At 68.4% G+C, this 21,048-nt stretch carries 20 protein-coding genes; 6 read left to right on the top strand and 14 right to left on the bottom strand.

What is annotated here, in order from left to right; genetic code table 11:
- Positions 1-140: 140 nt before the first annotated feature.
- From ACWGJB_RS26620 to ACWGJB_RS26600, 5 genes are all read right to left on the bottom strand, one after another.
- Positions 141-332 carry a hypothetical protein gene (locus ACWGJB_RS26620; protein WP_351067974.1) on the bottom strand — a complete coding sequence of 64 codons (192 nt, stop codon included), beginning with the start codon at positions 330-332 and terminating at the stop codon, positions 141-143.
- Complete coding sequence (locus tag ACWGJB_RS26615; RefSeq protein WP_453382598.1) at positions 329-1,909, bottom strand: hypothetical protein; 1,581 nt, start codon at positions 1,907-1,909, stop codon at positions 329-331. Before ACWGJB_RS26615 ends, ACWGJB_RS26620 begins: the two co-directional genes overlap by 4 nt.
- On the bottom strand, positions 1,906-2,550 hold the full coding sequence (locus tag ACWGJB_RS26610) for a WhiB family transcriptional regulator (RefSeq protein WP_453382597.1): 645 nt from the start codon (positions 2,548-2,550) through the stop codon (positions 1,906-1,908). The genes ACWGJB_RS26615 and ACWGJB_RS26610 overlap by 4 nt, the downstream gene beginning before the upstream one ends.
- Positions 2,551-2,707: 157 nt before the next feature.
- Positions 2,708-3,400 carry a zinc finger domain-containing protein gene (locus ACWGJB_RS26605; protein WP_453382596.1) on the bottom strand — a complete coding sequence of 231 codons (693 nt, stop codon included), beginning with the start codon at positions 3,398-3,400 and terminating at the stop codon, positions 2,708-2,710.
- Complete coding sequence (locus ACWGJB_RS26600; RefSeq protein WP_453382595.1) at positions 3,397-4,302, bottom strand: helix-turn-helix domain-containing protein; 906 nt, start codon at positions 4,300-4,302, stop codon at positions 3,397-3,399. The genes ACWGJB_RS26605 and ACWGJB_RS26600 overlap by 4 nt, the downstream gene beginning before the upstream one ends.
- 853 nt (positions 4,303-5,155) lie before the next feature.
- Between ACWGJB_RS26600 and ACWGJB_RS26595 the strand changes: the two genes are divergently transcribed.
- The 4 genes from ACWGJB_RS26595 (at position 5,156) to ACWGJB_RS26580 (ending at position 8,204) form a co-directional block, all read left to right on the top strand.
- Positions 5,156-5,596 (top strand): helix-turn-helix domain-containing protein, encoded by a 441-nt coding sequence (locus tag ACWGJB_RS26595; protein ID WP_453382594.1) that lies wholly within the window; start codon positions 5,156-5,158, stop codon positions 5,594-5,596.
- Positions 5,597-5,896: 300 nt separating this feature from the next.
- Positions 5,897-6,424, top strand: coding sequence for a hypothetical protein (locus ACWGJB_RS26590; RefSeq protein WP_453382593.1), 528 nt, complete (start codon positions 5,897-5,899; stop codon positions 6,422-6,424).
- Between the two features lie 11 nt (positions 6,425-6,435).
- The gene (locus tag ACWGJB_RS26585) at positions 6,436-7,629 is read left to right on the top strand and encodes an MAB_1171c family putative transporter (protein ID WP_453382592.1); all 1,194 of its coding nucleotides are present in this window, start codon (positions 6,436-6,438) and stop codon (positions 7,627-7,629) included.
- Positions 7,626-8,204: a phosphatase PAP2 family protein gene (locus ACWGJB_RS26580; RefSeq protein ID WP_453382591.1), complete on the top strand. Its 579-nt coding sequence runs from the start codon at positions 7,626-7,628 to the stop codon at positions 8,202-8,204. Before ACWGJB_RS26585 ends, ACWGJB_RS26580 begins: the two co-directional genes overlap by 4 nt.
- Before the next feature lie 50 nt (positions 8,205-8,254).
- Here the strand turns inward: ACWGJB_RS26580 and fxlM are convergent, their stop codons facing one another.
- The 9 genes from fxlM to ACWGJB_RS26535 all read right to left on the bottom strand — a co-directional run bounded on the left by fxlM (position 8,255) and on the right by ACWGJB_RS26535 (position 18,145).
- Positions 8,255-10,546: a methyltransferase, FxLD system gene (gene fxlM, locus ACWGJB_RS26575; RefSeq protein WP_453382590.1), complete on the bottom strand. Its 2,292-nt coding sequence runs from the start codon at positions 10,544-10,546 to the stop codon at positions 8,255-8,257.
- Positions 10,547-10,806: 260 nt separating this feature from the next.
- Complete coding sequence (locus ACWGJB_RS26570; RefSeq protein ID WP_453382589.1) at positions 10,807-11,853, bottom strand: phosphotransferase enzyme family protein; 1,047 nt, start codon at positions 11,851-11,853, stop codon at positions 10,807-10,809.
- A 5-nt stretch (positions 11,854-11,858) separates the two neighbouring features.
- On the bottom strand, positions 11,859-12,143 hold the full coding sequence (locus tag ACWGJB_RS26565; RefSeq protein WP_453382588.1) for a hypothetical protein: 285 nt from the start codon (positions 12,141-12,143) through the stop codon (positions 11,859-11,861).
- Positions 12,140-12,997, bottom strand: coding sequence for an aminoglycoside phosphotransferase family protein (locus tag ACWGJB_RS26560; protein ID WP_453382687.1), 858 nt, complete (start codon positions 12,995-12,997; stop codon positions 12,140-12,142). The genes ACWGJB_RS26565 and ACWGJB_RS26560 overlap by 4 nt, the downstream gene beginning before the upstream one ends.
- A 157-nt stretch (positions 12,998-13,154) precedes the next feature.
- A complete protein-coding gene (locus tag ACWGJB_RS26555; RefSeq protein ID WP_453382587.1) occupies positions 13,155-13,655 on the bottom strand; it encodes a LuxR C-terminal-related transcriptional regulator in 501 nt (166 codons plus the stop codon).
- 38 nt (positions 13,656-13,693) lie between these two features.
- Positions 13,694-15,124, bottom strand: coding sequence for a glutamine synthetase family protein (locus tag ACWGJB_RS26550; protein WP_453382586.1), 1,431 nt, complete (start codon positions 15,122-15,124; stop codon positions 13,694-13,696).
- Positions 15,124-16,656, bottom strand: a complete 1,533-nt coding sequence (locus ACWGJB_RS26545; RefSeq protein ID WP_453382585.1) for an amino acid permease — start codon at positions 16,654-16,656, stop codon at positions 15,124-15,126. The genes ACWGJB_RS26550 and ACWGJB_RS26545 overlap by 1 nt, the downstream gene beginning before the upstream one ends.
- Before the next feature lie 78 nt (positions 16,657-16,734).
- Positions 16,735-17,739, bottom strand: coding sequence for a hypothetical protein (locus tag ACWGJB_RS26540; protein WP_453382584.1), 1,005 nt, complete (start codon positions 17,737-17,739; stop codon positions 16,735-16,737).
- Positions 17,740-17,950: 211 nt separating this feature from the next.
- Positions 17,951-18,145, bottom strand: coding sequence for a hypothetical protein (locus ACWGJB_RS26535; RefSeq protein WP_453382686.1), 195 nt, complete (start codon positions 18,143-18,145; stop codon positions 17,951-17,953).
- Positions 18,146-18,609: 464 nt separating this feature from the next.
- Between ACWGJB_RS26535 and ACWGJB_RS26530 the strand changes: the two genes are divergently transcribed.
- Together ACWGJB_RS26530 and ACWGJB_RS26525 are read left to right on the top strand one after the other, a co-directional pair.
- The gene (locus tag ACWGJB_RS26530) at positions 18,610-19,413 is read left to right on the top strand and encodes an HAD hydrolase-like protein (protein ID WP_453382583.1); all 804 of its coding nucleotides are present in this window, start codon (positions 18,610-18,612) and stop codon (positions 19,411-19,413) included.
- A 150-nt stretch (positions 19,414-19,563) separates the two neighbouring features.
- Positions 19,564-21,000 carry a helix-turn-helix domain-containing protein gene (locus ACWGJB_RS26525; protein WP_453382582.1) on the top strand — a complete coding sequence of 479 codons (1,437 nt, stop codon included), beginning with the start codon at positions 19,564-19,566 and terminating at the stop codon, positions 20,998-21,000.
- Positions 21,001-21,048: the final 48 nt, after the last annotated feature.

Genomic DNA, 21,048 nt, shown 5'->3' with positions numbered 1-21,048 from the left:
CCGGCCTGGGGGTTGGCGGGCGCGTACGAGCGCGTGAGGGGGGGTGCTTTGGGGGTGCCACCGGCAATGTGGGCGGTGGCCCGGCACCAGGCCGGGCCACCGGTCGGACGAAGGGGCCGTGAGCTGCGGCTTTTCGGGCGTCAGCCGCACTCCGGGCAGCGCCCGACGTGTCGGCTGAGGGCCTTGGCCATCTGCTGCTTCGCCGACAGCGCGTGCTTCGCGCTGCTCTTCGCCGCTGGCCTGCCGGCATGCCGCTCGGAGTGGGCGCTCAGGAAGCCGATCTCCCGCTCGAACTGCTCGCGGATCGTGGAGAAGCGGCGGCAGGTCTTCATCGGGCGGTGCTCCTTGTCGTCGTGGTGGTCGCCTCACTCCGCAGTCGCTGCAGGACGAGGCTGAGTCGGTCGTTCCGGCCGCCCGTCAGGCCCTCGCGCCGCAGGATCTCCCGGAGCTGGACTCTGGTGACGGTCTCGTTGCCGTCTCGTTCCAGGAGGGCGGGGACGTGGGGCCGGACCTGCTTCACGAGCTGGTCCACGGACGCCTGCAGCTCCCGCGACGGGCGCTGCGCCTTCTGGCTGTGGGACCGACTGCCGCGTTTGCCCTTGGTCTTCGCCGTCGGCTTCCGCCGGAGCGGGGCCTTGTGTCCCCGGTCCTCGGTGGGGTCGGTCCCCGTGTCGGTGTCGGTCGGTCCCCGGTCCCCGGTGGGGTCGGTCCCCGACTCAGCGTCGGCCGGTCCCTGGTCGTGTCCGGGGGGCTGAGCAGGCATTTCGTGTATCTGTTCGCCGGTCCCCTCGCCGCTGTCGAGGGACCTGTCGGTCCCCGGATCAGACGCTTCGGTCCCGCCTTTTGTGCTCACGGTCCCCGCTGCACGGACCCCGGTTTTGGGGACCGTGCTGCTGCCGGGTGCCGTGTCGGTCCCGGGGACCGGTCCCCTCTCTTCCTGCGGGGACCGGTCCCCGCTAGGGACGGCGTGGGGGCGGGGACCGTCGCTGGGGACCACGGATCCCAGTGGGGCGGTCCCGCCGATGGGTTCGGGGACCAGGCCCGCTCCGTTGGAGTGCGGGCACCAGGGGGAGGGCAGGGGCACGGTGGCGAGGGCGAGTGCGTGCCGGCGGGCGGCGAGCTGGTTGAGCAGCTCGGCACGCTGGGTGGGGTCGGTGCCGACCGAGGCTCGGCCGATTGCCTTCGACAGCCGCCGGGCGAGCCGTCGGCCTCGTCGGCTCGCCCGCTGCTCGGGAGTGCGTTCGGCGAGGCGGGTGGCGATGGTGACGGCTCGGGTGGTGGCCCGGTCGCGGGTGATCTGTGCGGCGTCGCGATCCCGGGCGGCGATGCCGAGGCGGGACAGCAGTCGCTCTCGTGCCTCTCGCCCCAGGGTGGCGATCAGCCCGTGGGAGGCGGCATCAGGGGTGCGCAGGCGCAGTTCGATGCCCATGGCGAGGTGCCACAGCATCGCCGCCATGATCGGGCCGACGAAGGCCCGGACGGTGCCGCCGATGGGGCCACTCTCGGCGTAGGCCGGGATCACCTGCACTCCGGTGATGACCCAGACCAGCGTGCCCGGCAGCCCCGGCGCCCCTTGGGCGGACAGGTTCTGCCGCGCCATCAGCGCGGTCGCGAACAGCGCCAGTTCGGCTGCGGCGAACATGCCGGCCCGCTCGGCGGTGCCGGCCATGTCGAGGTAGTCGGCGGCGAACCGCCAGCTGGTGTCCGCGCAGTAGGCGGTGCAGCCGAGCGCGGCGAGGGCGGCGACCTTGATCGCAGGGCTGCCAGAACGTTTCTTCTGAGGGCTGGCTCCCCGGCGGTGGATCGCCCAGCCGGTCAGGATCAGGGCCAGGACCGTGACGGGGATGCCGACTGCGAGGAGGACGGACCGGTCCGGGGCGGCGCCGAAGGCCAGGGAGAGGTGGGTCATGCGGCCTTTCCGAGAGGGGCGGGTGCGGAGGTCGACTGCACCGGGCGGGACACTGGCTGCTCCTGGACGGGCTGGCCGGTCGCGGGCTTGCTCGTGGTCGGCTTCGACCGCTTCCGTTTCTTCTTCCGCCGCTGGGGCACGCCTTGGGTGAGGTCCCGGTCGAAGACCTTGTTGGCGGCCTGGGTCAGCAGGTCGCGGGCGTGCTCCTGGGTGACCTGCAGGGCGACGGCGAGCCGGTCGGCACGCCAGCCCCGGGCGTAGGCGTGGTCGATGACGACCTGCCGCTCTTTGGCGGTGAGGTGCACGTCGCGGCCGTTGAAGACCGCGAGCACCCGGCTGTAGTCGAGCCGTTGGGGCAGCCCGTCGTGCCAGGGTCGGCGTTCTGCCTCGGTGAGACCGCCCCAGATGCCCTCCTTCAGGACATTTTCGAGGGCGTAGTTGAGGCAGTCCCGCTTGACCGGGCACTGGGCGCACAGGGCCTTGGCCTCGGCGATGGCTTCATGGTCCCGGGGCAGCGGGAAGAAGGTTGCGTCGGCGTCGTCGGGGTCCATGCCGTGACACACGCCGTGCATGTGCCAGCTGGTGTCGCCGATGGCGCGAAGGCCGGTGGCCGGCGCGTCGTGGGTGGTGATGGTGCGCAATTTCTGTCTCCGATGTGCTGCCGCGTCGGCCGGTCGGGTCCGGCCGCGGGCGGACGCGGCGTCGGGTATCGGCTGCGGCGCGGGGCGGGCGTCGCAGCCGGACGGGACGGTGGTGTGCGGTGGCGCACCGGACGGGGTGCACCGAGGGGAGTGGCGGTCAGGCCATCGCGGGCTGCTGGGCGTGCTGCGCTGCGGCGAGGTCGACGCGGCCGGGGTGCGGGGTGGCGCGGGGCGAGTTGCCGCGAGCGTCGCCGTCGAGGCCGATGCGCCTGCGCCGGCACGGCTCGCCGACCTGCGCATGGCACCACTCGCACTCGACACCGAGGAAGTCCGGCTGGCCCTGGGCGATGGCTGCCTCGCGGGCCGCGCGGGCGGGCCGGTAGGGGGCAAGTTCGGCGCGAACGGCATCCGGTATGTACCGGCCGATCGCCTTGAGATGCGGTTCGAGGTCGGGAGGGACCTGGCCGCCGGTGATCTGCCGGTGCGTCGCGGGCGGGACGGCGCCAGTGGCGACTGCGCGGCGCGTGCGGACCAGCTCGGCCTGCCAGGAGGCCGGGTCGTCCGGATCGGCGGCCGGTGTGGGGTCGGTGTGCCGCGACAGGCGGTCGCGTCGGTAGGCGCGCCACTTGCGGGCGACGTCCACCGGCAGGATTGGGTACGGCGAGTCGAGGATGTGCCCGCGGGCGACGACGCGGGAGTCCCAGCCGTGCGCGGTGGCCAGGGGAACGTCGCCGAGCAGCTCGTGCCACTGGGCGATCTGGTCGCGGGCCTCGCCCTTGTCGGTGCGGATGAGGCGGGGGTCGAGTCGGCCGAGGTAGGCCAGCAGGGCGCCGACTTCGTGTGGGGTCACTGGGCTGCTGCTCCGTTTCCGGTCGGCTCGTCGAGGGCGGCGAGGAGGGCGGCGGTGTGGGCCTCGGCGCGGGTCATGCCGCCTGCGGGGGCGGGGCCGCTGCCGGGCAGGGCGTAGAGGTTCGGGCTGCCCGGGGTGCGCTCGCGGGCGATCCAGGACCGCCAGTCGGCAGCCCAGGCGCCTGCCGACCGGGGTTTCCAGGCCACACGGTGGGCGCGCCACTTCGCGTCGGCGGAGCGCAGGCCGTCCTCGCCGAGGCGGGCGAGGTGACCTTGATGGCGGGCCCAGGCGTGGGTGGCTGGGTCGACCTGCCATTCGCTGGCCGAGGTGACGGCAGCACCACTGCTGCCATTACGGTTCACCTTCGGTTCACTACGGTTCTGGGGGTCGGAATCCGGTCCCCCCATGGGTCGGAATCCGGCACGTCGGGGGGGTGGATTCCGACGTGAGGGGCCGGAAGCCGTACCGGTCGGATTCCGGCGCGAGGGGCCGGATTCTGTACCCCCCTGGGGCCAGATTCCGTACCGGCGAAGCTCCGCGACCCTCAGCTCGGGAACCGGGTCCGCCTCCGTTGCCGGCGAGATCTCCGCGGCCGGGTCCTCTTCCTCGGCGGCCTTGGCCTTGGCCAGGAACGCTGCGGCGATGGGCAGGCGGTAGACCGTGGTGCGCTGCGGGCCCTGGAGGTCGTCGCGCTGCTCCAGCTCACCGCTGGTGGTGAGCTTGTCGAGGGCGTCGCGTACCGCGGTCCGGCTCGCGTTCGTGCGCTCGATCAGGCTGGAGAGGGAGGCCCAGGCGGCGCACTGCTCGTCGGGCACCCGGTCGGCGATTGACAGCAGGACCAGGCGAGCAGTTCCCCGGCTGGAGCTGTGCTCCCACACCCACTCGCGGGCGTCGCTGCTCATCGGCCGCTCCCGGCCGACAGGCGGGAGGCACGCGCTGGCATGGTGGCCAGGGCGTGCTCATGCTCGAGGCGGGGAGACGCGGGAACGAGGGCGGCTGCCGCGCAGGTCAGGCCGTCGGGCCTTTTGCGCAGGGCAGAGCGCATGCGAGAATCTCCTTTGGTGTTGCCACGCTGAGACGCCCCGTGGAAGGGATCAGCGTGGTGATGGTGGCGATATCCGCCCTTGCCGGGGCGGTTTGGTGCCGTGAAGCGTTCGGCGTCCGGGAGTTGCACCTCTCGGGCGTCGTCGCTGTTTGCGGGCCTACGCGGTCCGAAGCATGCGCATGCCGCTGCTCCTCGTGGTCGTCGTGCCCAGGCGGGCTGCCTGGGGGACGACGAACATACGCACGACCCTGCGTCAAGATCCAGACTTGGTTCTTAAACCCTGTAGAAGTCGCGCGGCCGGCGCGAAGCGCGTCGGATCGCTGCCCGCAGCAAGAAGCAGAGCGCGTTCTTGTCGGTCGTCTTCGCGCCAGGACGCCTGGTGGCTGTCTCGACGATCTGCGCGCCGGTCCGTGTCAGCGAGGCTGCGGGCGAGCCCAGAGCATGTAGCCGACCGTCGGGCGGCGCGGCCTGGCCCTCGCCTGGTTGCGGCGTCACGGGTCCTCAGCGGCGGTGTCTGCAAGGCGCCCCCTCCCCGTACGTCTGAGCCGCGAAAGCGCTGCTGCGCATTCGCATCAGTCGATGTCGACGCGATGACAATAGACCAGGGAAGATGGGATGCGTCAACTGGCAAGAATGGAACAGTCGTGTCGTGCGGTGTATCGTTCACGCCAGTCGAAGAGCCCCTGTGAGTCATCGAAGGGTGGGCCTGTATGAGCGGCGGAGTGTCGGCGGAGCAGCGCACCCTCGCGGAGAAGCTCGACTACCTCTTCAAGACGGTCCACCCGAAGAACCGCGGCGAGTACACCTATGAAGAGGTGGCGCAGGCCATCCAGGAGTCGGGTGGGCCAACCATCTCGGCGAGTTACATCTGGACCCTGCGGAAGGGCAAGAAAGACAACCCGACGATGAAGCACCTGGAGGCCCTCGCCGGGTTCTTTGGTGTGGCCCCCGCCTACTTCTTCAACGACGAGTCCTCCGAGCGGATCGCCGAGCAGTTGTCCCTGCTCGCCTCCATGCGGGACAGCAACGTGCGAGAGATTGCCCTAAGGGCCTCCGGCCTGTCGCCGGAGACCCTCACGACGATCAAGGGATTCCTTGAGAGGGCCCGCACACTTGAGGGACTTCCCGACGACGAAGCGCCCAGCCGGTGAATGGAAGGTGGCCGCCGGACGCAAGGGTTCGATCCGGTGGCGGATGTGGCGCAGGTCACCCTGTGGGGCCCGGTCTTGTAGTGCGTGCCGGTGTCCACGCGGATTGCCGCCCAATTCAGCCTTGATCAAGTGATGCCGAGTCAGGCGCATTTCTTGATCGCCGTCGAGTTGAGCGTGAATTGAGCATGCTCCTGGCATATTCCCTTGAAGGTTGTCGTATCGTTCCTGTGCCGGAATGCTGGATTCCGGTGCCGCCTCTGTCGCGGCCACGTACAGCGCCACCTGCGGAGCTGAGTTGCTTTGCGTAGTCGAAGACAGCAGCCGGACGACGGACACGACCGCCCGGACATCGGGGACGTGCTGGCCTCGATCGACATCCCGGACCCATTCGATGTCCAGATCCTGTGTGACCGAATCGCGGCACAGCGCGACCGTGCCCTCCATCTGCACAGTGTCCCCGGCATCTCCGGGACCGACGCCCCGTGCGGGGTATGGATCGCCACCGAGAAGGCCGACCACATCTTCCACGAGGCGGCGACCAGCCCGCTGCACCAAGACCACATCATCTTGCACGAGATCGGTCACATGCTCCTGGGCCACCGCTCGATCCTCGACGGCGTTCAGACAGGTGGCGGCGGCTTGTTCCCGGACATCGACCCTGCCACTGTGGTCAGTCTCCTCACCAGGGCCAGCTACGGCACCGAGGACGAACGGGACGCCGAGCGCCTCGCAGGGCTGATCGCCGGCAAAGCCGCCGCCTCCCGCACCAGTAAGACGCCGCGCAGCAGTGTGCTGCGGCGCCTGGGCGACGCACTCAGCGACTCCTAAGAGTGCCCTGGATGATCGACACAATGTCTGCGGTCCTGTTGTGGCTGGTCACCGCGTGGCGCACTCCGGCCGCATGGCGCAAGCCGAGCAAGCGAGTCCTGTGGTGCGCCTTCCTCGCCTTGGCTGTGGCCATGACGCTCAGGCTGCCCTCCATCGCCGCCCCTGTGGACGCCGCCCTCGGGGTCAACAACTTGAGCTCTCTCGGTAAGCACCTCGGCTGCATCGTCGCGGCGCACTCGGTGCTGACCTTCGTCCACAATATGGCCGAGGAGAAGGCAGCCGGACTTAAGTCCTCCCGCCTCCACCTCCTCGCCCCCGCCACCGCAGCAGCCATGATCACGGTGCTGTTCTTCGCCACCCCTCAGCCGCACGAAGCGATCGACCTGCTGACCGAATACGCCACCGACTGGCGCATTGCCACTTACGGAGGGGTGTGGACGGCGTACCTCGGGGCGGCACTGTTCAGCGCCTCCCGGCTGTGCTGGCGCTGGGGCCGGCAACCCGGCACCGGCCTCCTCGGCCGTGGCCTGCGTCTCACGGGTATCGGCACGACCATCGGCATCGTCTACGCCGTGAACCGCGTGGCCGCCGTCGGCCTGCCTGCTCTTGGGCAGAGCCCGCTGCAGGCCAGCACGAGCGAAGCGATCAGCGGTCTTCTTCTCTTCAGCGCGCTGCTCTTCATTGTGATCGGCAGCACTCTGCCCGCCGCCGAACGACTGCTTCGCTGGAACCGCGAATACCGAGACCTGCTGCAGCTGTACGCGCTCTGGCTCAGCCTCACGGAGGCCGTACCCTCCGTCCGCCTCGACCCGCCACGGCGCAGAACTTCCGAGCTTCTCTACCTCCGCCACGTTCACGACCGGCTGTATCGCCGCACGATAGAGATCCGAGACGCCGTCCTGACCCTCAGCGACCACGCCCCTGGCAGCCTGCGCGACCAGGCCCGCGCCCACGTCGCAGCCTCCGGCCTCATAGGCGCCCAAGCTGACATCGCAGCGGAAGCCTGCTGGATCATTGGCGCCCAGAACGCCCGGCAGCGCAACGAGCCCTCGTCCGGCGAGGCCCTCCCGCCTGCCAGCGGCGGCCGAGATCTGCCCAGCGAGATCCACGCGCTCAAGCAACTCGCCAGCGCCTACGACTCCGACCTCACCGGCACCTTCGCCGCCAAGCTCGACCATGCCCGAACGCTGGAGACGACACAGTGACCGAGTCCCGCACGGCCCGCCTCATTACCGACATGCTCGCGCCGGCCAACCTCGTCATCGCGATACTGCTGATCATCGGCTGGCACAGCACGAGTAGCGTCACGGGGCTCGGCTGGGGCGTGCTGGCCGCCCTGTTCTGCGGCGGCATCCCATTCGCCGTCATCATGCTCGGCGTGAAGCGCGGCCACTGGACCGACAAGCACGTGCGAGTCCGCGAGCAGCGCGCTGTGCCTCTCCTCGCCACGATGGCGTCGGTACTGATCGGCATCTCGCTGCTGGTCGCCCTCCGGGCACCCCGCGAGGTGTTCGCCCTGGTCGTCGCCATGCTCGTCGGCCTCATCACCACTATGGCCGTGACCATTTGGTGGAAGGTGTCGGTCCACACCGCCGTTGCCGGCGGAGTAGTCGTAATCCTGCTCCTCGCGTACGGCGCGCATGTGGCACCGCTGGTACTTGGCGTCGCGGCCGTGGGCTGGTCCCGAGTCGTGCTCCGTGACCACACTCCCGCCCAGACGGTGGTCGGTGCCCTGCTCGGAGGGCTGGCTGCCGCTGTTGTATTCAGCGCGATGCGCTGACGAATACTGGTGGGACGCCATGTGAGTCCATAGGCGCGCACCGCACTCAGTCAGAGTTTCTCGGCGTCCCAGTCGAAGACGAGTCGGCTGTGTTGCTTGTCCAGGACGAGCCCCTCGGACGTCTCCCGGACGTTGGTCCCGGCGGGGTAGACGGACAGCTGGGGATAACCGTGGCCGCGTACATGCAGGTCCCAGAAGCGGACGGCAGCGGCGAGTTCCTCGGCGAGGAGCGTGCCGTCCGGGCCGTAGGCGTGGGCGATGAACTCCGACCGCCGCTCCTCGGACGTGCCGGCGTCGTTAACGAGGATGTGGGTGAGGTAGGCCAGGGAGCCGTCGCCGAGCACGCTGGCCGCGCCATCGCCGCGGGGCACCGCGGCGACCCCGGTGTCCTTGTCGCGGTCGAGGCCGAGGCGGCAGAAGCCGGGCAGGGTGGTGGCGAGGTAGAGCTGGAGCGTCTCGAACGACTCGTTGCCCGCGACGGTCACCCCGGTGGCCAGCTCGTGCCGCGGCCCGCGCAGCGCATCCTCGATCCCGGACACGTCGGCCGGTTCTCCGTCCTCGAACCGCAGCTGCAGCTCCCCACCGCGCAGATCGGCGACCGGGGTGATGCGGGAGCCCGTGCCGAGATCGCGTACGAACCCGCAGAACGTGAACTTGCGAGCGTGCAGCACATCGCTGTGCTTCTGGAAGGCGATGGCACGGGTATAGCCGTGGATCTCCAGCGGCAGCACCAGATGCTGGCCCTCGGCCAGCTGCTCCCGCCAGGCGGGGGCGATATCCCAGCAGTTGTGGGTGATGATGCAGCCGTCGAAGCCGCCCTCGGGCACGTGGCCGGGCGCGCCGAGGCCGCCGTCACCCAGGAGGGCGGTGACCCGGCCGCTGCCGGCTTCGGCGATGAACCGTCGAGTGCGCTTGACGACGTACGGGTCGATGTCGATGCTCACCACCTGGCCGGCCGGTCCGACCATGTGGGCGAGCAGCTCGGCGTTGTAGCCACCGGAGCCCACCTCGCACACGGTCATGCCTTCCTCCAGGTGGAGGCTCTCGATCATGTCGGCCTGGAGCCAGGCGGCGGACACCGAACTGGTGGCCTGCCCGTCCTCGTCGTGGCGCGTGATGACGGCGAGGTCGTCGTCGTACGCCGTGGTCAGCGGGCTTTCGGGGGTAAAGCGGTGCCGCTGCACGGTGCGCAGCGCCTTCTGGACTTCCTTCGAGGGGGCCCAGCCTCCGGCGACGACCGCATCCGTCATCTTGTGGCGCAGCCGCACCGCCTCGGCCGACTCCCCGTCCACGCGCGGGTGGTCGATCGCGTGCGGGTAGGCGGGCACGGTCGGCAGGCCCGGAATGATGCCCGGCCAGACGGCATCCAGCGCCTGCGCGGACGGGGCGAAGATCCGGTCGAGATGAGCCAGGGTGTACAGGGGATGCCACTCCCACCGTACGAAACTGGCGGGCTCGCGACAGGTGAGGGTGCCGGAGAAGGCGGTGAGGCGGACCACAGCGGTCAGGCGGGAGACGCCGTGGTTGTCGTCCCAGAGCATCGTCAGCACGTGGGCGTCGACCGGATCGGCGATCAGGCCGACCTCCTCGGCCAGTTCACGCACCGCCGTCTGCTCGAACGGTTCCGAGGACTCGGTGCGTCCGCCGGGCAGCTCCCACATGTTGCTGGTGGAGCGGCCCAGCAGGACCCGGCCGCTGCCGTCGGTGACCACCGCGCAGGCGCCAGTCACCGCATGCGCGGTGGGCCGATTCTTCTCCGCCACCTCGGCCTGGCCCTGGCGCGGCCGGCGCAGGATCACCATCGCCAGCCCGTCCGCATCGAACCGCTGAACCTGTCCCCACCCGGCGGTCAGGAGGTTGATCTCGTCCTCGTCCAGGGCGATGTCCCGCCGCTCCGCAGGGGTGTTCGCAGCGAGCGGGGTGACGACGACGATCGCGCCGCCCTCGCGCAGCCGGCGGCCGAGTTCGTGCATGACGCGCGTGCGGTCGCCCAGGAACGCGTACATCAGCCGGAGGGTGATCAGGTCGTAGCCGTCTTCGTGTAGCGGCTGCAGGTCAGCTTGTTCGATGTCCAGGCACAGCCACCGCACCCCGGACTCGTGGTCGCTTCGGGCGCGGGTGAGGGCGCTCTCCGACCAGTCCACTGCGTCGACCGTGTAGCCCATCGACGCCAGGTGCGTGGCCAGGTCTCCCAGTCCGCAGCCGAGGTCGAGAGCGCGGCAGTCTTCGGCGTTGGCGGGCACATGCTCGGCCAGCAGCCTCTGCTCATTCTCCCCGAGCTGCCGGAAGCCCTTCCCTCCGGCGTAGTGCTCGTCCCATTCCTTTTGTTCGGTGTAAGCCAACGGGCTGTCCCCTTCGGGTGGGTTGATGGCGTAAGGGTCAGGTACGGGCGAGCTGGTGGAGGCGGGCCATGGTGCGGGGCCGGACTCCAAGAGTTCGGGGTCGTGGTGGGTCATGCTGGATTGGATGCCGGAGAAGCGGGTCGAGTCCGGTTTCGCAATTGGGCGACAGGTACGGGACGTTCATCGAGCGATTGGCGTCATCCCGCCCTGGGTGAGGTCCGAGCAGCGTGTCCCGTGGGCCATGCACGACGGCGAGTTTGTCAGGAGCAGCCTCCGCCACGGGAGAGGCTGGCGAACCCGTCATCGAGGTCGGAAAGGCTGTTCAGCAAGCGGCGGATGGCGGTCTGCCGCTCGTTCCAGTGCCGCTTCAGGTCGGCTTCCGCTTCGGGGTGAAGGCCGTATTCGGCGGTGGTGGCGCCGTAGAAGCTGAACAGCATGTACAGCAATGCGATTCGGGCGCAGGCCCGTAATTCCCCCAGAGGGAGGCTGGGGTTCTCTGCGTGGTACGCGCCCACCATCGCCAGAGCGCAGGCGTCCCACTCCGGACTGGTGGCCACAGTGCGCGGATCGAACGCGGCTCGGCCCAGCTCCCAGGCCGGCATGCCGGTTGCGCCACGGAAGTCGATGACACCGGTGACGACATCGGCAAGGATGATCATGTTGGTGCGGCTGAGGTCTGCGTGCAGTGCCTGTTCCACGAACGTGCCGGGCAGGTGCTTCCGTAGCTGGTGGACGTGATCCTTTAGGTCCTCCCGCCGCTGAGCGAGGTCGGTCCGTAGGTGCTCGAGACTCTCATGCCCCTGCCGCAGGGCCGTGGCCATCACGGTGTCGCACTTGGCGACCGCATCCTCGGCCGTGCCCGTCCGCCAGCGAGACTGCTGCACGCCCCTCGGCAGCGGGTAGGCGGCCAGTACCCGGTGCATGCGTCCCATCACCGTGCCGATGTGTTCGGCGAGGGGCACCGTCATCGCCGAGGTGGTCACGTGGCCGGGCGCCTCGTCGACGACGGCCCAGGCGCTGCCCTGCGCGATCGTGACGAGGTTGCCATCTGCGTCGTCCCAGACGCGCGGGATGGGAAGTCGCGCGGCCCGGCAGTACTCCGACATGTCCCATGCGGTGCGTGCTGCCTCCAGGTCGGCGTCTGACCGGTACTCCTTGACGAACAGCCGTATTCCGTCGTCGGTCAGGACCCGCCGGTTGATCGTGTCGGTGCCCATGTGTACCGGCTCGACCACGTTCGCGACGAGCCCGTACCGCTCCTCCAGCACGTCAGCTGTCACCGCCGCATTCCAATCGGCCTCGGTCATCCCCGTCACCGGTCCATGGGGGAGGGGCGGCGCGCGGTTAGAACGGTGAATGTGTTGTCCTCCTTGAGGAACCCGCCCTCCGCGAAGGGGACCAGTGCCTCGGTAAGTGCCGTCTCGACGTCGAAGTACGGTGCGAGCGCACTGGCAACAAGCCCTGGGCCGGTGCCAATGTCCAGCAGGCGTCGTGGAGAATCCGCGGGCGCCTCCTGGGCGAGAAGGGCGGCGAGGCCGGCTGGGATGCCGGGACGGAAGCGCCGGTAGTAAGAGGCAGTTCCGGCAAAGGCGTTCACGAACCCCACCCGCCCGACATGCGCGCGCTGCTCTCCTGGCGAAGGTTTTCCAGCATGGTGTGGGCCTCGTCGACGAGCCCAATGTCGTGGTGTGTGATCCCCCAGGACAGCGAGTCGAGCGCGTCCAGCGCCGCGTACGCCCGGCACGCCGTTAGTTCGTCCTCGGTGAGTTGGCGGCCGTAGCCGTGATGGAAGGCGGCAAGCAGGTCTGGGCGCTGCAGCAGGATCCGGTAGCGCAGGCGACTGAAGTCCCGGCGTGCAGCGGGCTGGATTTCCGCCCGCTCGAAGTCGATGATCCGAAGTTGTTGCTCGGTCTCGTCCCACATCCAGTTCTTGGGCATGTAGTCGCCGTGCGCCGCCACCTGCGGCAGTGGCGGCGGAGCCTCCTTCACGAGCGCTCGCACCATCGCGATCTCGTGCTCCGGCACGTGGGACGCAGCACCATCCAGCAGCTTCGCAGCCGTCGCATCCCATACCTCCTCGGTCACGTCCGTGGTCGGCTCATCCGCTGCCGCGGCGTGATGCCGGGCCAGGAGTTCACCGGCCTGCTCATACGCGTTGCGCTCCTGCTCGGCCGGCAACCGCAGCATGTCCAGGCTGCGACCAGGCACCGCAGTGACCAGGATGGTCCGCGTCTCCGCATCCGAAGCGGTCAGCTCTGGCGCACGGTCGGCGCCCAGGAAGACCGTCCACTTCCTGTACGCGTCGACCTCCCGCCGGTGCAGCTTCGGGCCCGCGTGCTGTTTGGCGAACCACCGCGTGCCGTAGAGTCCGTCGATTTCCCAGAGGGGCGGTCTGGTGCCGGGCCGGGGGTGTTCGGCAACCACGGTGTAGGTGTCGGTCACCGAACCCATCAGCTGGTGGAGTGCACTGGGCATATCGGTCACGTTTGGTGCGCCCTTCCATTGACCAAGCCACATGAGTCACACATGGTGATGGGCTGGGTTCTCTGAGTATTCGATCGCGGGTGGGGAGTGTGCCAGGCGGCACTGACAGTGCGGGCTGAGCTGGTCAAACGTGGGTCGCGGCGCGGAGGACCATGCCGGAGACCATCTCGACGAGGGACTCGTCGAGTACGTTGTAGGCCCAGCCGAGCGTCACCAGGTGCGGGTCGTTGTGTGCCCGGACGCGCTCCCGGAGTGCTCTCATCCGTTGCAAGGCTTCGTCTCGGCTGACGCGAGCACGGGCCGCGTAGTCCATCGAGGTCGCACCGATCGCGATCATCCGCCAGGTCTCGGTCTCCACGTCCGAGAAGGTCTCCGGGAAGATGGCCTTCTCAGGGCGCGTGAGCTGCTCGGTGACGTAGCAGGCGTGGACGACGGCGGCTCGACCGCTCACCCCGAGCTTCTGACCGCAGTGCTTCATCTGCACGTTGATCGTGCCGGCGGTGATCGTCAGGTCGGATGCGATGGCGTCGGTGCTCTTGCCTGCCGCGACCTTCTCGGCGATCCGAACCTGTGCGGGGGTGAGTTCGAGGTGCGAGGCGGACGGGCGCGCCGGTCGTGCACTCACGGGAGTGGGAGATCCTTTCCTTCTCGGTGGTGTGATGGTCAGGCGCGGGCCAGCCACCGCTGCCGCTCAAGATCGGTGACCAGGCGCTGATGGTGGTCGAGTTCCAGGCGGGCGAGATGGGCGTAGTGCTCGACTACCTCGGCACCGAACGAGCTCTGGGCCAGGGCGCTGTCCTGGAACGCGGCCAGGGCATCGGCGAGGGTGGGCGGCACGGGGGTGCCGCCCCCGGCATAGGCGTTGCCGGTCTCCTCGGGGCCGAGGGGAAGCTTCTGCGCGATGCCGTGGTCGATGGCCGCCAGCACGGCGGACAGGGCCAGGTACGGGTTGGCGTCCGCTCCTGGGACCCGGATTTCCAGATGGAGGCCCTCCCCGCGGCCGACGACGCGGATGGCGCAGGTGCGGTTGTCGCGGCCCCAGCTGACCGTGGTCGGGGCGAATGAGCCAGGCGTGAACCGCTTGTAGGAGTTGACGTTCGGCGCGTAGAGGGGGCCTAGTTCCGGCAGGCCGGCGAGCAGCCCCGCGATCGCGTGCCGCCCGGTCGGGGACAGCTCGTGGTCGTTGTCGGGTGCGTGGAGTTGGCTGATGGCCTTCGACCACAGCGACACATGCAGATGCAGGCCGTTGGCCCGGCCGGTCTCGGGGGCGGCCATGAACGTGGGTGCTAGTCCGGTGCGCGAGCCCAGGCTGCGGACCGCGTGCTTGAAGAGCAGGTGCTGGTCGCAGGCGGCGAGCGCGCTGCCGTACGGGAAGGTCACCTCGACCTGGCCGGGGCCGGCCTCGGTCTTGATGGCCTCGATGGGCATGCCGGCGCCGGCGAGCGCACGCTGCAGGCGGCGGAAGAAACGGTCGCAGACCGGATCGTGGTCGAGGGCGTAGTCCAGGTTCTCGGTCGTCACCGGCCGCAGCCCGCGGTATCCGGCCTGTTCCGCTTCGGCGTAGGTGCCCTGGTAGAGGACGAACTCGGTCTCGATCCCCGTCTGGGGGTGCAGGCCGTGCCGGGCCAGCCGGGTCAGTTGCTGGTGCAGGATCTGGCGGGGCGCGATCTCGATGGGCGTGCCGTCGTGGTGCACGGCGTGGCCAAGCACCATGACGGTACGCGGCATCCACGGCACGACGCGCAGGGTCGCCAGGGCCGGCTGCACCGTCAGGTCCTGATAGCCGGTCTCCCACGAGGTCAGTGCGAAGCCGTCCGCCGGGCTCATCTCGACGTCGGTCGCCAGGGTGTAGGCGCACACCTCTGCACCGTTGTGCGCCACGCGCTTGAGGAAGTGACCCGCGTCGTACCGCTTCCCTTTCAGTCGCCCCTGCAGATCGGGTAGAGCAAGCAGCACCGTGTCGATCGTGCCCGCCTTAACCAGGCTGCGCAGGTCGGTCAGCGAGACCGGCTTCTCGGAACGCACGCCCGAAGCGGCCGGGGCCGCGGCGGCAAGACGTGCGAGCGTGCCGTTTGCCGTGTTGGTCGCCGTCATCACACGACCTCGTTTTCGTACCGGCTCGCCGAGCGGTCGGCGGTCTGAGCTGGGACCTCGTAGGAGCTGCCCTGCTTGTGCCACCAGCCCCACGCCAGCGCGAGTACGACGAGCAGAGCCACGGGGGCGTAGTTGAACGTCTCGACCGTGATGAAAGCGCTGCCTTCGGGGCGGGTCTGCGGCAGGCAGAACAGCACGGTCACGAACACCACCCAGATGACCGCGATCGTGCCCACGGTCACGCCCCAGCTGCCCAGGTTCCACGGGCCGGGCCTGAACCGGTGCCGGTTCTTCACCCGCAGGAAGATCGGGATCGCGTACGCGGGCGTGATGCCGACCACGTTGATGCTGGTGATCGCCGCGTACGCGACCGGGCTGTACAGGCTCGGCAGGGCCAGCACTGCGGCGCACACCACGGACAGCAGCACGGCCTTGCGCGGGGTACCGGTGCGGCGGTCCACCTGCCGCCACAGGTGCGAGCCCGGCAGCGCCCCGTCACGCGAGAACGCGAAGACCATCCGGCTGGCCGCGGCTGTCTCGGCGTTGCCGCAGCACAACTGAGCGACGATCACGACCAGGAGCAGCGCCTTCGCTCCCGCCACGCCCAGGGCGTCGAGGAAGATCTGCGCCGGTGGCACCCCCGTCGCCGTGCCCACGGTGCCCGCGTAGTCCTGGATCGCGAACGTGAGCCCGGCCAGCAGCACGAACCCGGCCAGCCACGACCAGCCGATCGCGTGGATGATCCCCCGGGACGCGGATACCTGGGCGTCCGTCGTCTCCTCACTCAGGTGCGCGGATGCGTCATAGCCGCAGAACGTGTACTGGGCCAGCAGCAGACCGAGGACCGCCACGTACACGGTGCTGGACCAGCCGGTGTTGTTGACGAACTCCCCGAACACGAAGTCGGCGGACTGGTGGTGGGACGGCACGATCACCAACGCGCCAACGATCACGGTGACGCCGGCCAGGTGCCACCAGACGCTGATGCTGTTGAGGATGCTGACCAGTCGGACCCCGAACAGGTTCAGCGTGAGGTGCAGGGCGAGGATGCACAGAAAGATCACCATGATCTTGCCAGGCGTCGGCGTGAAGCCCCACTGCAGGTTCAGGAAGGCCCCTGTGAACAGCGCGGCCCCGTAGTCGATGCCGGCGATCGCCCCGAGAAGGCCGAGTAGGTTGAGCCAGCCGGTGTACCAGCCCCACTTCCGGCCGCCGAGTTGCTCCGCCTGGTAGTACAAGGCGCCCGAGGTCGGATAGGCGGAGGTCACCTCGGCCAGCCCGGCACCGATGAACATCACCATGGCGCCCACGACGATCCAGCCCCACAGCATCACGGACGGGCCGCCGGTGTTCAGACCGAACCCGTACAAAGTCATGCAGCCGGACAGGACGCTGATCACCGAGAAGCTGATCGCGAAGTTACCGAACGGCCCCATGCGCCGGGTCAGCACCGGCTCGTAGCCGAGCTCCCGTAGGTACGCGTCATCAGCCTTCCGGGGCGCCGCGCGATGGCTGTGGCTTAAACGGGACACAGGACAACCTCCAAGATTCCGGGAAGTAAAGATGGGCGGGTTCATGCCAACTGCACGGAGTGGGCAGCCGGAAGTCGCTTACGGGTGCGGACCAGCGCGCCTCCCGTGGGAGCGGGCGTAGGAAAAGGACTCGGCACGTGCTCGAAGCAGCAGTGCTTCGCCGGGATCCGGTCCTGCGGCCCCTTCGTGCACCGAGGCCCAGGGCTCACGAGCCGCGTACGGGCCTATTACCGCGAGCACCTCGGCGGCTTCCAGATACTGATGCCCAGCCCACAACGCATAGGCGAGACAGTGAAGATCGGCGACCGAACACTGCTCAGGGGGCGTCTTGCGGAACCAGTCGTGGAAGGCGCTGAGCGTGTAATCGAGCGTCGACTCGTGCGCCCACTGCCGCCGCCACAACGGATCGGCGCGCGATCGGCGTCGCTGTTCGATCTGCGCGTACGCGGGCAGAAGCAACAGCGGAGACCCCACCGGCCGTTGTGATGCCACCCATCGCCCGAAGTCGAAGACCGCGGCCAAGGACGCGGCTTGGGGTCCGTCAAGGGCGAGCAGATACTGCAGCACGCGGTGGTAAGCCTCGCGGTTGTACGGATCACGCTGATTGACCTCGTAAAGCAACCCCCACGGTCCGCTCGGCAGCATCGGCTCGGCCGGCGCCAAGCGATGCTCATGACGTAGCTGCCGGGTGTCGATCTGCGCCAACGCCAAAAGGCACACCCACGGCACCGGATCCTGCGGTGCGTGGCGAGCCGCGAACAACGCCTCACGACGCGCCCTGAACTCCAACTCCAAGGTTCCCGGATGCCGTTGACGATGCGCACGCAGCGCACGCTCGACGGCTACGCGAGCACCCATGACCTGCGCGTCGTAGCTGCCGGGCTCCTCGCCGAGCCACACACCGACTACATCCGACCGAGCTGCCGCAACGGCCAACACCTGAGTGCGCGTCGTCCGCAGCGCCCAGTGCGTGCCAGTGTCCAGCAGTAGCTTCCCGACCGTTCGCCAGCGGCCCGCCTCCAGCTCTTCCAAGGCCACGCGCAGGTCGTCGTCATGACCCGCTGGGTGATACACAAGACGCATCACGCGTCCCCGAATCGGTGCGAACGACGTTCCGAAGGCTGAATAGGGCTGCTCGCCTGAGGAACACGAGCAGTTCGACACGGTGTGTGTTTCCGGTGGGGGGTGAGTGTCATCGATGGCCTCAGGGGGATTTGGGGTTTGGGCCGCAGAATGGAAAGCGTGAACCGTTCCATGCGGCGGTAAATGGTTCGGCTAAGGCGCGCGGGTCGTCCTAAAAGTGAATCTGGCCGATCATGTCCGCAACGCCGGTAACGAACCGATTGACGCTCGGCGCCATTGAGGTGCTCGCCAGGAAGAATCCGAAAAGGCTGCAGACGATTGCGTGCATGGCATTCAGCCCACTCTTCTTGACGAAGATGAAAACGAGAATGCCCAGGAGTACAACGGCGGAGATGCTAATGGCCACCGCACACCACCCGGTGACGGTGCACTCCCGCTGGATGAGGTGCATCAAGCAGACGCCGGGGGGACAGGAGCGGGCTCCTGGCCGCCCCTGCTCGTATGGCGGAGGGCAACGTGGACTCCGTTGGAAGAGAGCAGCGACGGGTTCGCGTTTCCCGCAGTTCGATGAGCAGCAGATCGACCGAATGATCACACTCTCATCCGGTTCGTCTCCACGCCATGCCGCGGGACTCCCCAACATTGACGGCAAAACGTGCCGTGCACACATTCCAAGGGTGATATCACTTGTGTGATTCCGGCTCTACCGGGCGTAATTGATTGGCGCGCTCGCTCACGGGGAGGCATGACGTGCGTCAGTAGTCGCTGCGAAGCTGTGACCGGTGCGGTGGCTCGCTGAGCAACTACAACACCGACACCCTGTGCTTCGCGTGCGCGCGCTCCCGAGCCCTGGAAGAGCCCACACCTCTCGTGCCGGAATTTGTGTGGTTCGACCCAGACGTCCGCAGCGCGCTTGCGGCGTGGGACTTCGGGCAGGCCAGCCGGCTGATCCGGCTGCGCGGCTCCCTCCGCCAAGACGAAATGGCCCAACTCACTGGATTGAGTCAGGCGTTCCTGTCCATGCTGGAGGCGGGCAGTCGGCGTCTCACCAATATCGACAAGATCGTCCAGTTCTTGACCGGCCTCGGTGTCCCTGCCGAACTTGTTCCCCTCCCCGTCCCAAGGGCCGCCGTCACAGTGATCGAAGATGTCCCCGGCCTGGTGCCGCGCATGATGGAACTCTTGCCGCAGCGCCTCGCCGCGCACGCCGACGACCTTCGTGAGCAAGGCGTGCTCCTGCCTGGCGCCGTGGACGCACTCAAGGCCGTGCACGCACAGCCGGGCTGCGTTCCTACCGTCGTCACGGGAAACCTCAAGCCCAACGCGCTGCTGAAGCTCGAAGCGTTCCACCTCGACGGGTTCCTTGACACGGAGATCGGCGGATACTCCTCGGACGACGACCACCGCCCGGCTCTCGTCTCCGTCGCACAGGAACGAGCCCAGGCCAAGTACGGAACCACCGCCTTCAGCCGCGCCGACACGGTCATCATCGGAGATTCCCTCGAAGACGTCCGTACCGGGCTTGAAGGCAGCGCTCCTGTGATTGGAGTCGCGTCCGGCAAGACCACCGCCGCCGAACTCTCCACGGCCGGAGCCGACGTGGTCCTCGACAGTCTCGAAGACGTCCCACGGCTCCTGGACGCGATCGTCAAGGCGACCCTCGGCCGCGCCTGATGGCGGCTGCCCGCCAGGGTGCCTCAACTGCCCGTATCACATGAGTGATACCGGCACGCGCGTACCCCGCCTACGCTGTCGGGCGCAGACGAGAAAAACGGGGGTGCGATGCCAAGGCACGCTCGCGTATGCGCTGACTGCGGATGCCGCTTGAGCCAGTACAACGACGAGGACTGGTGTTCCGCGTGCGCGCGCGTCAGGGTTCTCGACTCCCGCCTTCAACGCCGCGTTCCAGACACTGTCTGGCAGCATCCGGAAGTCCACTCCGCCATCGCGGCATGGGACTTCGGGCGCGCGAGCCGCCTCATCCGAGAGCGGGCGAAGCTCCGCCAGGACGACATGGCCCACATGACGGGGCTCAGCCAGGGTTTCCTGTCCATGCTCGAAGCAGGCACCCGCCGGCTGACGAGCCTCGACAAGGTCGCAAGGTTCCTCAACGGCATCGAAACGCCCGACGCCTTGCTCCCCCCACCGTTCCGTGAGCATCACGCAGCCCCCACGCCATTGCCGTTGCCGTACCCAGGGCCACCCGCAGTCGATCTCCAGCTCGCGACCGGCGAGCAGACAATGGACGTCTATGAGCTCGCGACACAAGCTGCGGCCCAGTCGCTGCAGTTCGCGGAAGTGGTCACGAAGAGCAACGTGAGCGACGTCGAGCTTGAGGGGCTGGAGTCCAGGATCACCCGGATCGCGACGGACTACGTCCACGCTCCGCTGTACCCGCTCTTCCACGACCTGCTGTCGACGAGAGACCAACTCTTCTCGCTGCTGGGCGGCCACCAACCCCCGGGCCAAACCCGCGAGCTGTACCTCCTCGCCGGCACGAGCTGTCTGCTCCTCGCCCACGCGTCACAGAATCTCGGTGACCAGGACTCCGCTGTCGCCCAACTCCAGACGGCCGGGACCCTCGCCGAGCATGCCGACCACGACGATCTTCGGGCATGGGTCAAGGGCACAGCCGCACTGATCGCAGAGTGGTCAATTCATCAGCACGCAGCCATCGAGTACACACAACAGGCGATCCGGCTGGCCCCCGTCGGCGAGACCCGGGTCAGAACCGCGGCGATCGGGGCCAGAGCTGCGGCACGCGTCGGAGACCGGAACACGGCACTGGCAGCACTCAAGGAACTTGAGCACGCCCGCGAGCAGCAAACAGCCCTCACCGGACTCACTCGATTCGGGGGGCTGCTCACTTTCCCGGAAGCCAAGCAGGAGTACTACATCGGCGGAACCTACGCGCTCCTCGGCGAATACGAGAGGGCCGAGCAGCACGCCGCCGCCGCGATCGATCTGTACGAGATGGGCCCGAAGGAGCAGCGGTCGTACGGCGACGAAGCCCTGGCGCGCCTGGACATCGTCACAGCGCGCATCGCCGCAGGGGAGATCGAGGGAGCCGCCGAGCAGCTACAGCCCATCCTGGAACTGCCGGGCGACCGTCGTATCCGACAGCTCGGCGACGCTGTGCAGGGAGTAGCTAGGCTTCTCGAAGAACCACGGTTCGCCCGGAGCCGGGTTGCTCGCGAGCTCGCCGACGCCACTCGCGGCTATCAGGTGATCGACACGAGAGCGAAGGCCCTCACCTCATGACAATGACGGTCTCTCCCGAGTCCGCCGCCCGCAAGGCCTGCCAGGCGT

This window comes from Streptomyces sp. NPDC054813 (genome assembly GCF_053611365.1).
This window is presented reverse-complemented; position numbering and strand designations above follow the sequence as displayed.

What these genes read in the sequence shown, in the direction of transcription:
- ACWGJB_RS26620 (WP_351067974.1), bottom strand. Translation starts at nt 332, where the DNA reads ATGAAGACCTGCCGCCGCTTCTCCACGATCCGCGAGCAGTTCGAGCGG.
- ACWGJB_RS26615 (WP_453382598.1), bottom strand. Translation starts at nt 1,909, where the DNA reads ATGACCCACCTCTCCCTGGCCTTCGGCGCCGCCCCGGACCGGTCCGTC.
- ACWGJB_RS26600 (WP_453382595.1), bottom strand. Translation starts at nt 4,302, where the DNA reads ATGAGCAGCGACGCCCGCGAGTGGGTGTGGGAGCACAGCTCCAGCCGG.
- ACWGJB_RS26595 (WP_453382594.1), top strand. Translation starts at nt 5,156, where the DNA reads ATGAGCGGCGGAGTGTCGGCGGAGCAGCGCACCCTCGCGGAGAAGCTC.
- ACWGJB_RS26585 (WP_453382592.1), top strand. Translation starts at nt 6,436, where the DNA reads ATGATCGACACAATGTCTGCGGTCCTGTTGTGGCTGGTCACCGCGTGG.
- ACWGJB_RS26570 (WP_453382589.1), bottom strand. Translation starts at nt 11,853, where the DNA reads ATGACCGAGGCCGATTGGAATGCGGCGGTGACAGCTGACGTGCTGGAG.
- ACWGJB_RS26560 (WP_453382687.1), bottom strand. Translation starts at nt 12,997, where the DNA reads ATGGGTTCGGTGACCGACACCTACACCGTGGTTGCCGAACACCCCCGG.
- ACWGJB_RS26550 (WP_453382586.1), bottom strand. Translation starts at nt 15,124, where the DNA reads ATGACGGCGACCAACACGGCAAACGGCACGCTCGCACGTCTTGCCGCC.
- ACWGJB_RS26540 (WP_453382584.1), bottom strand. Translation starts at nt 17,739, where the DNA reads ATGCGTCTTGTGTATCACCCAGCGGGTCATGACGACGACCTGCGCGTG.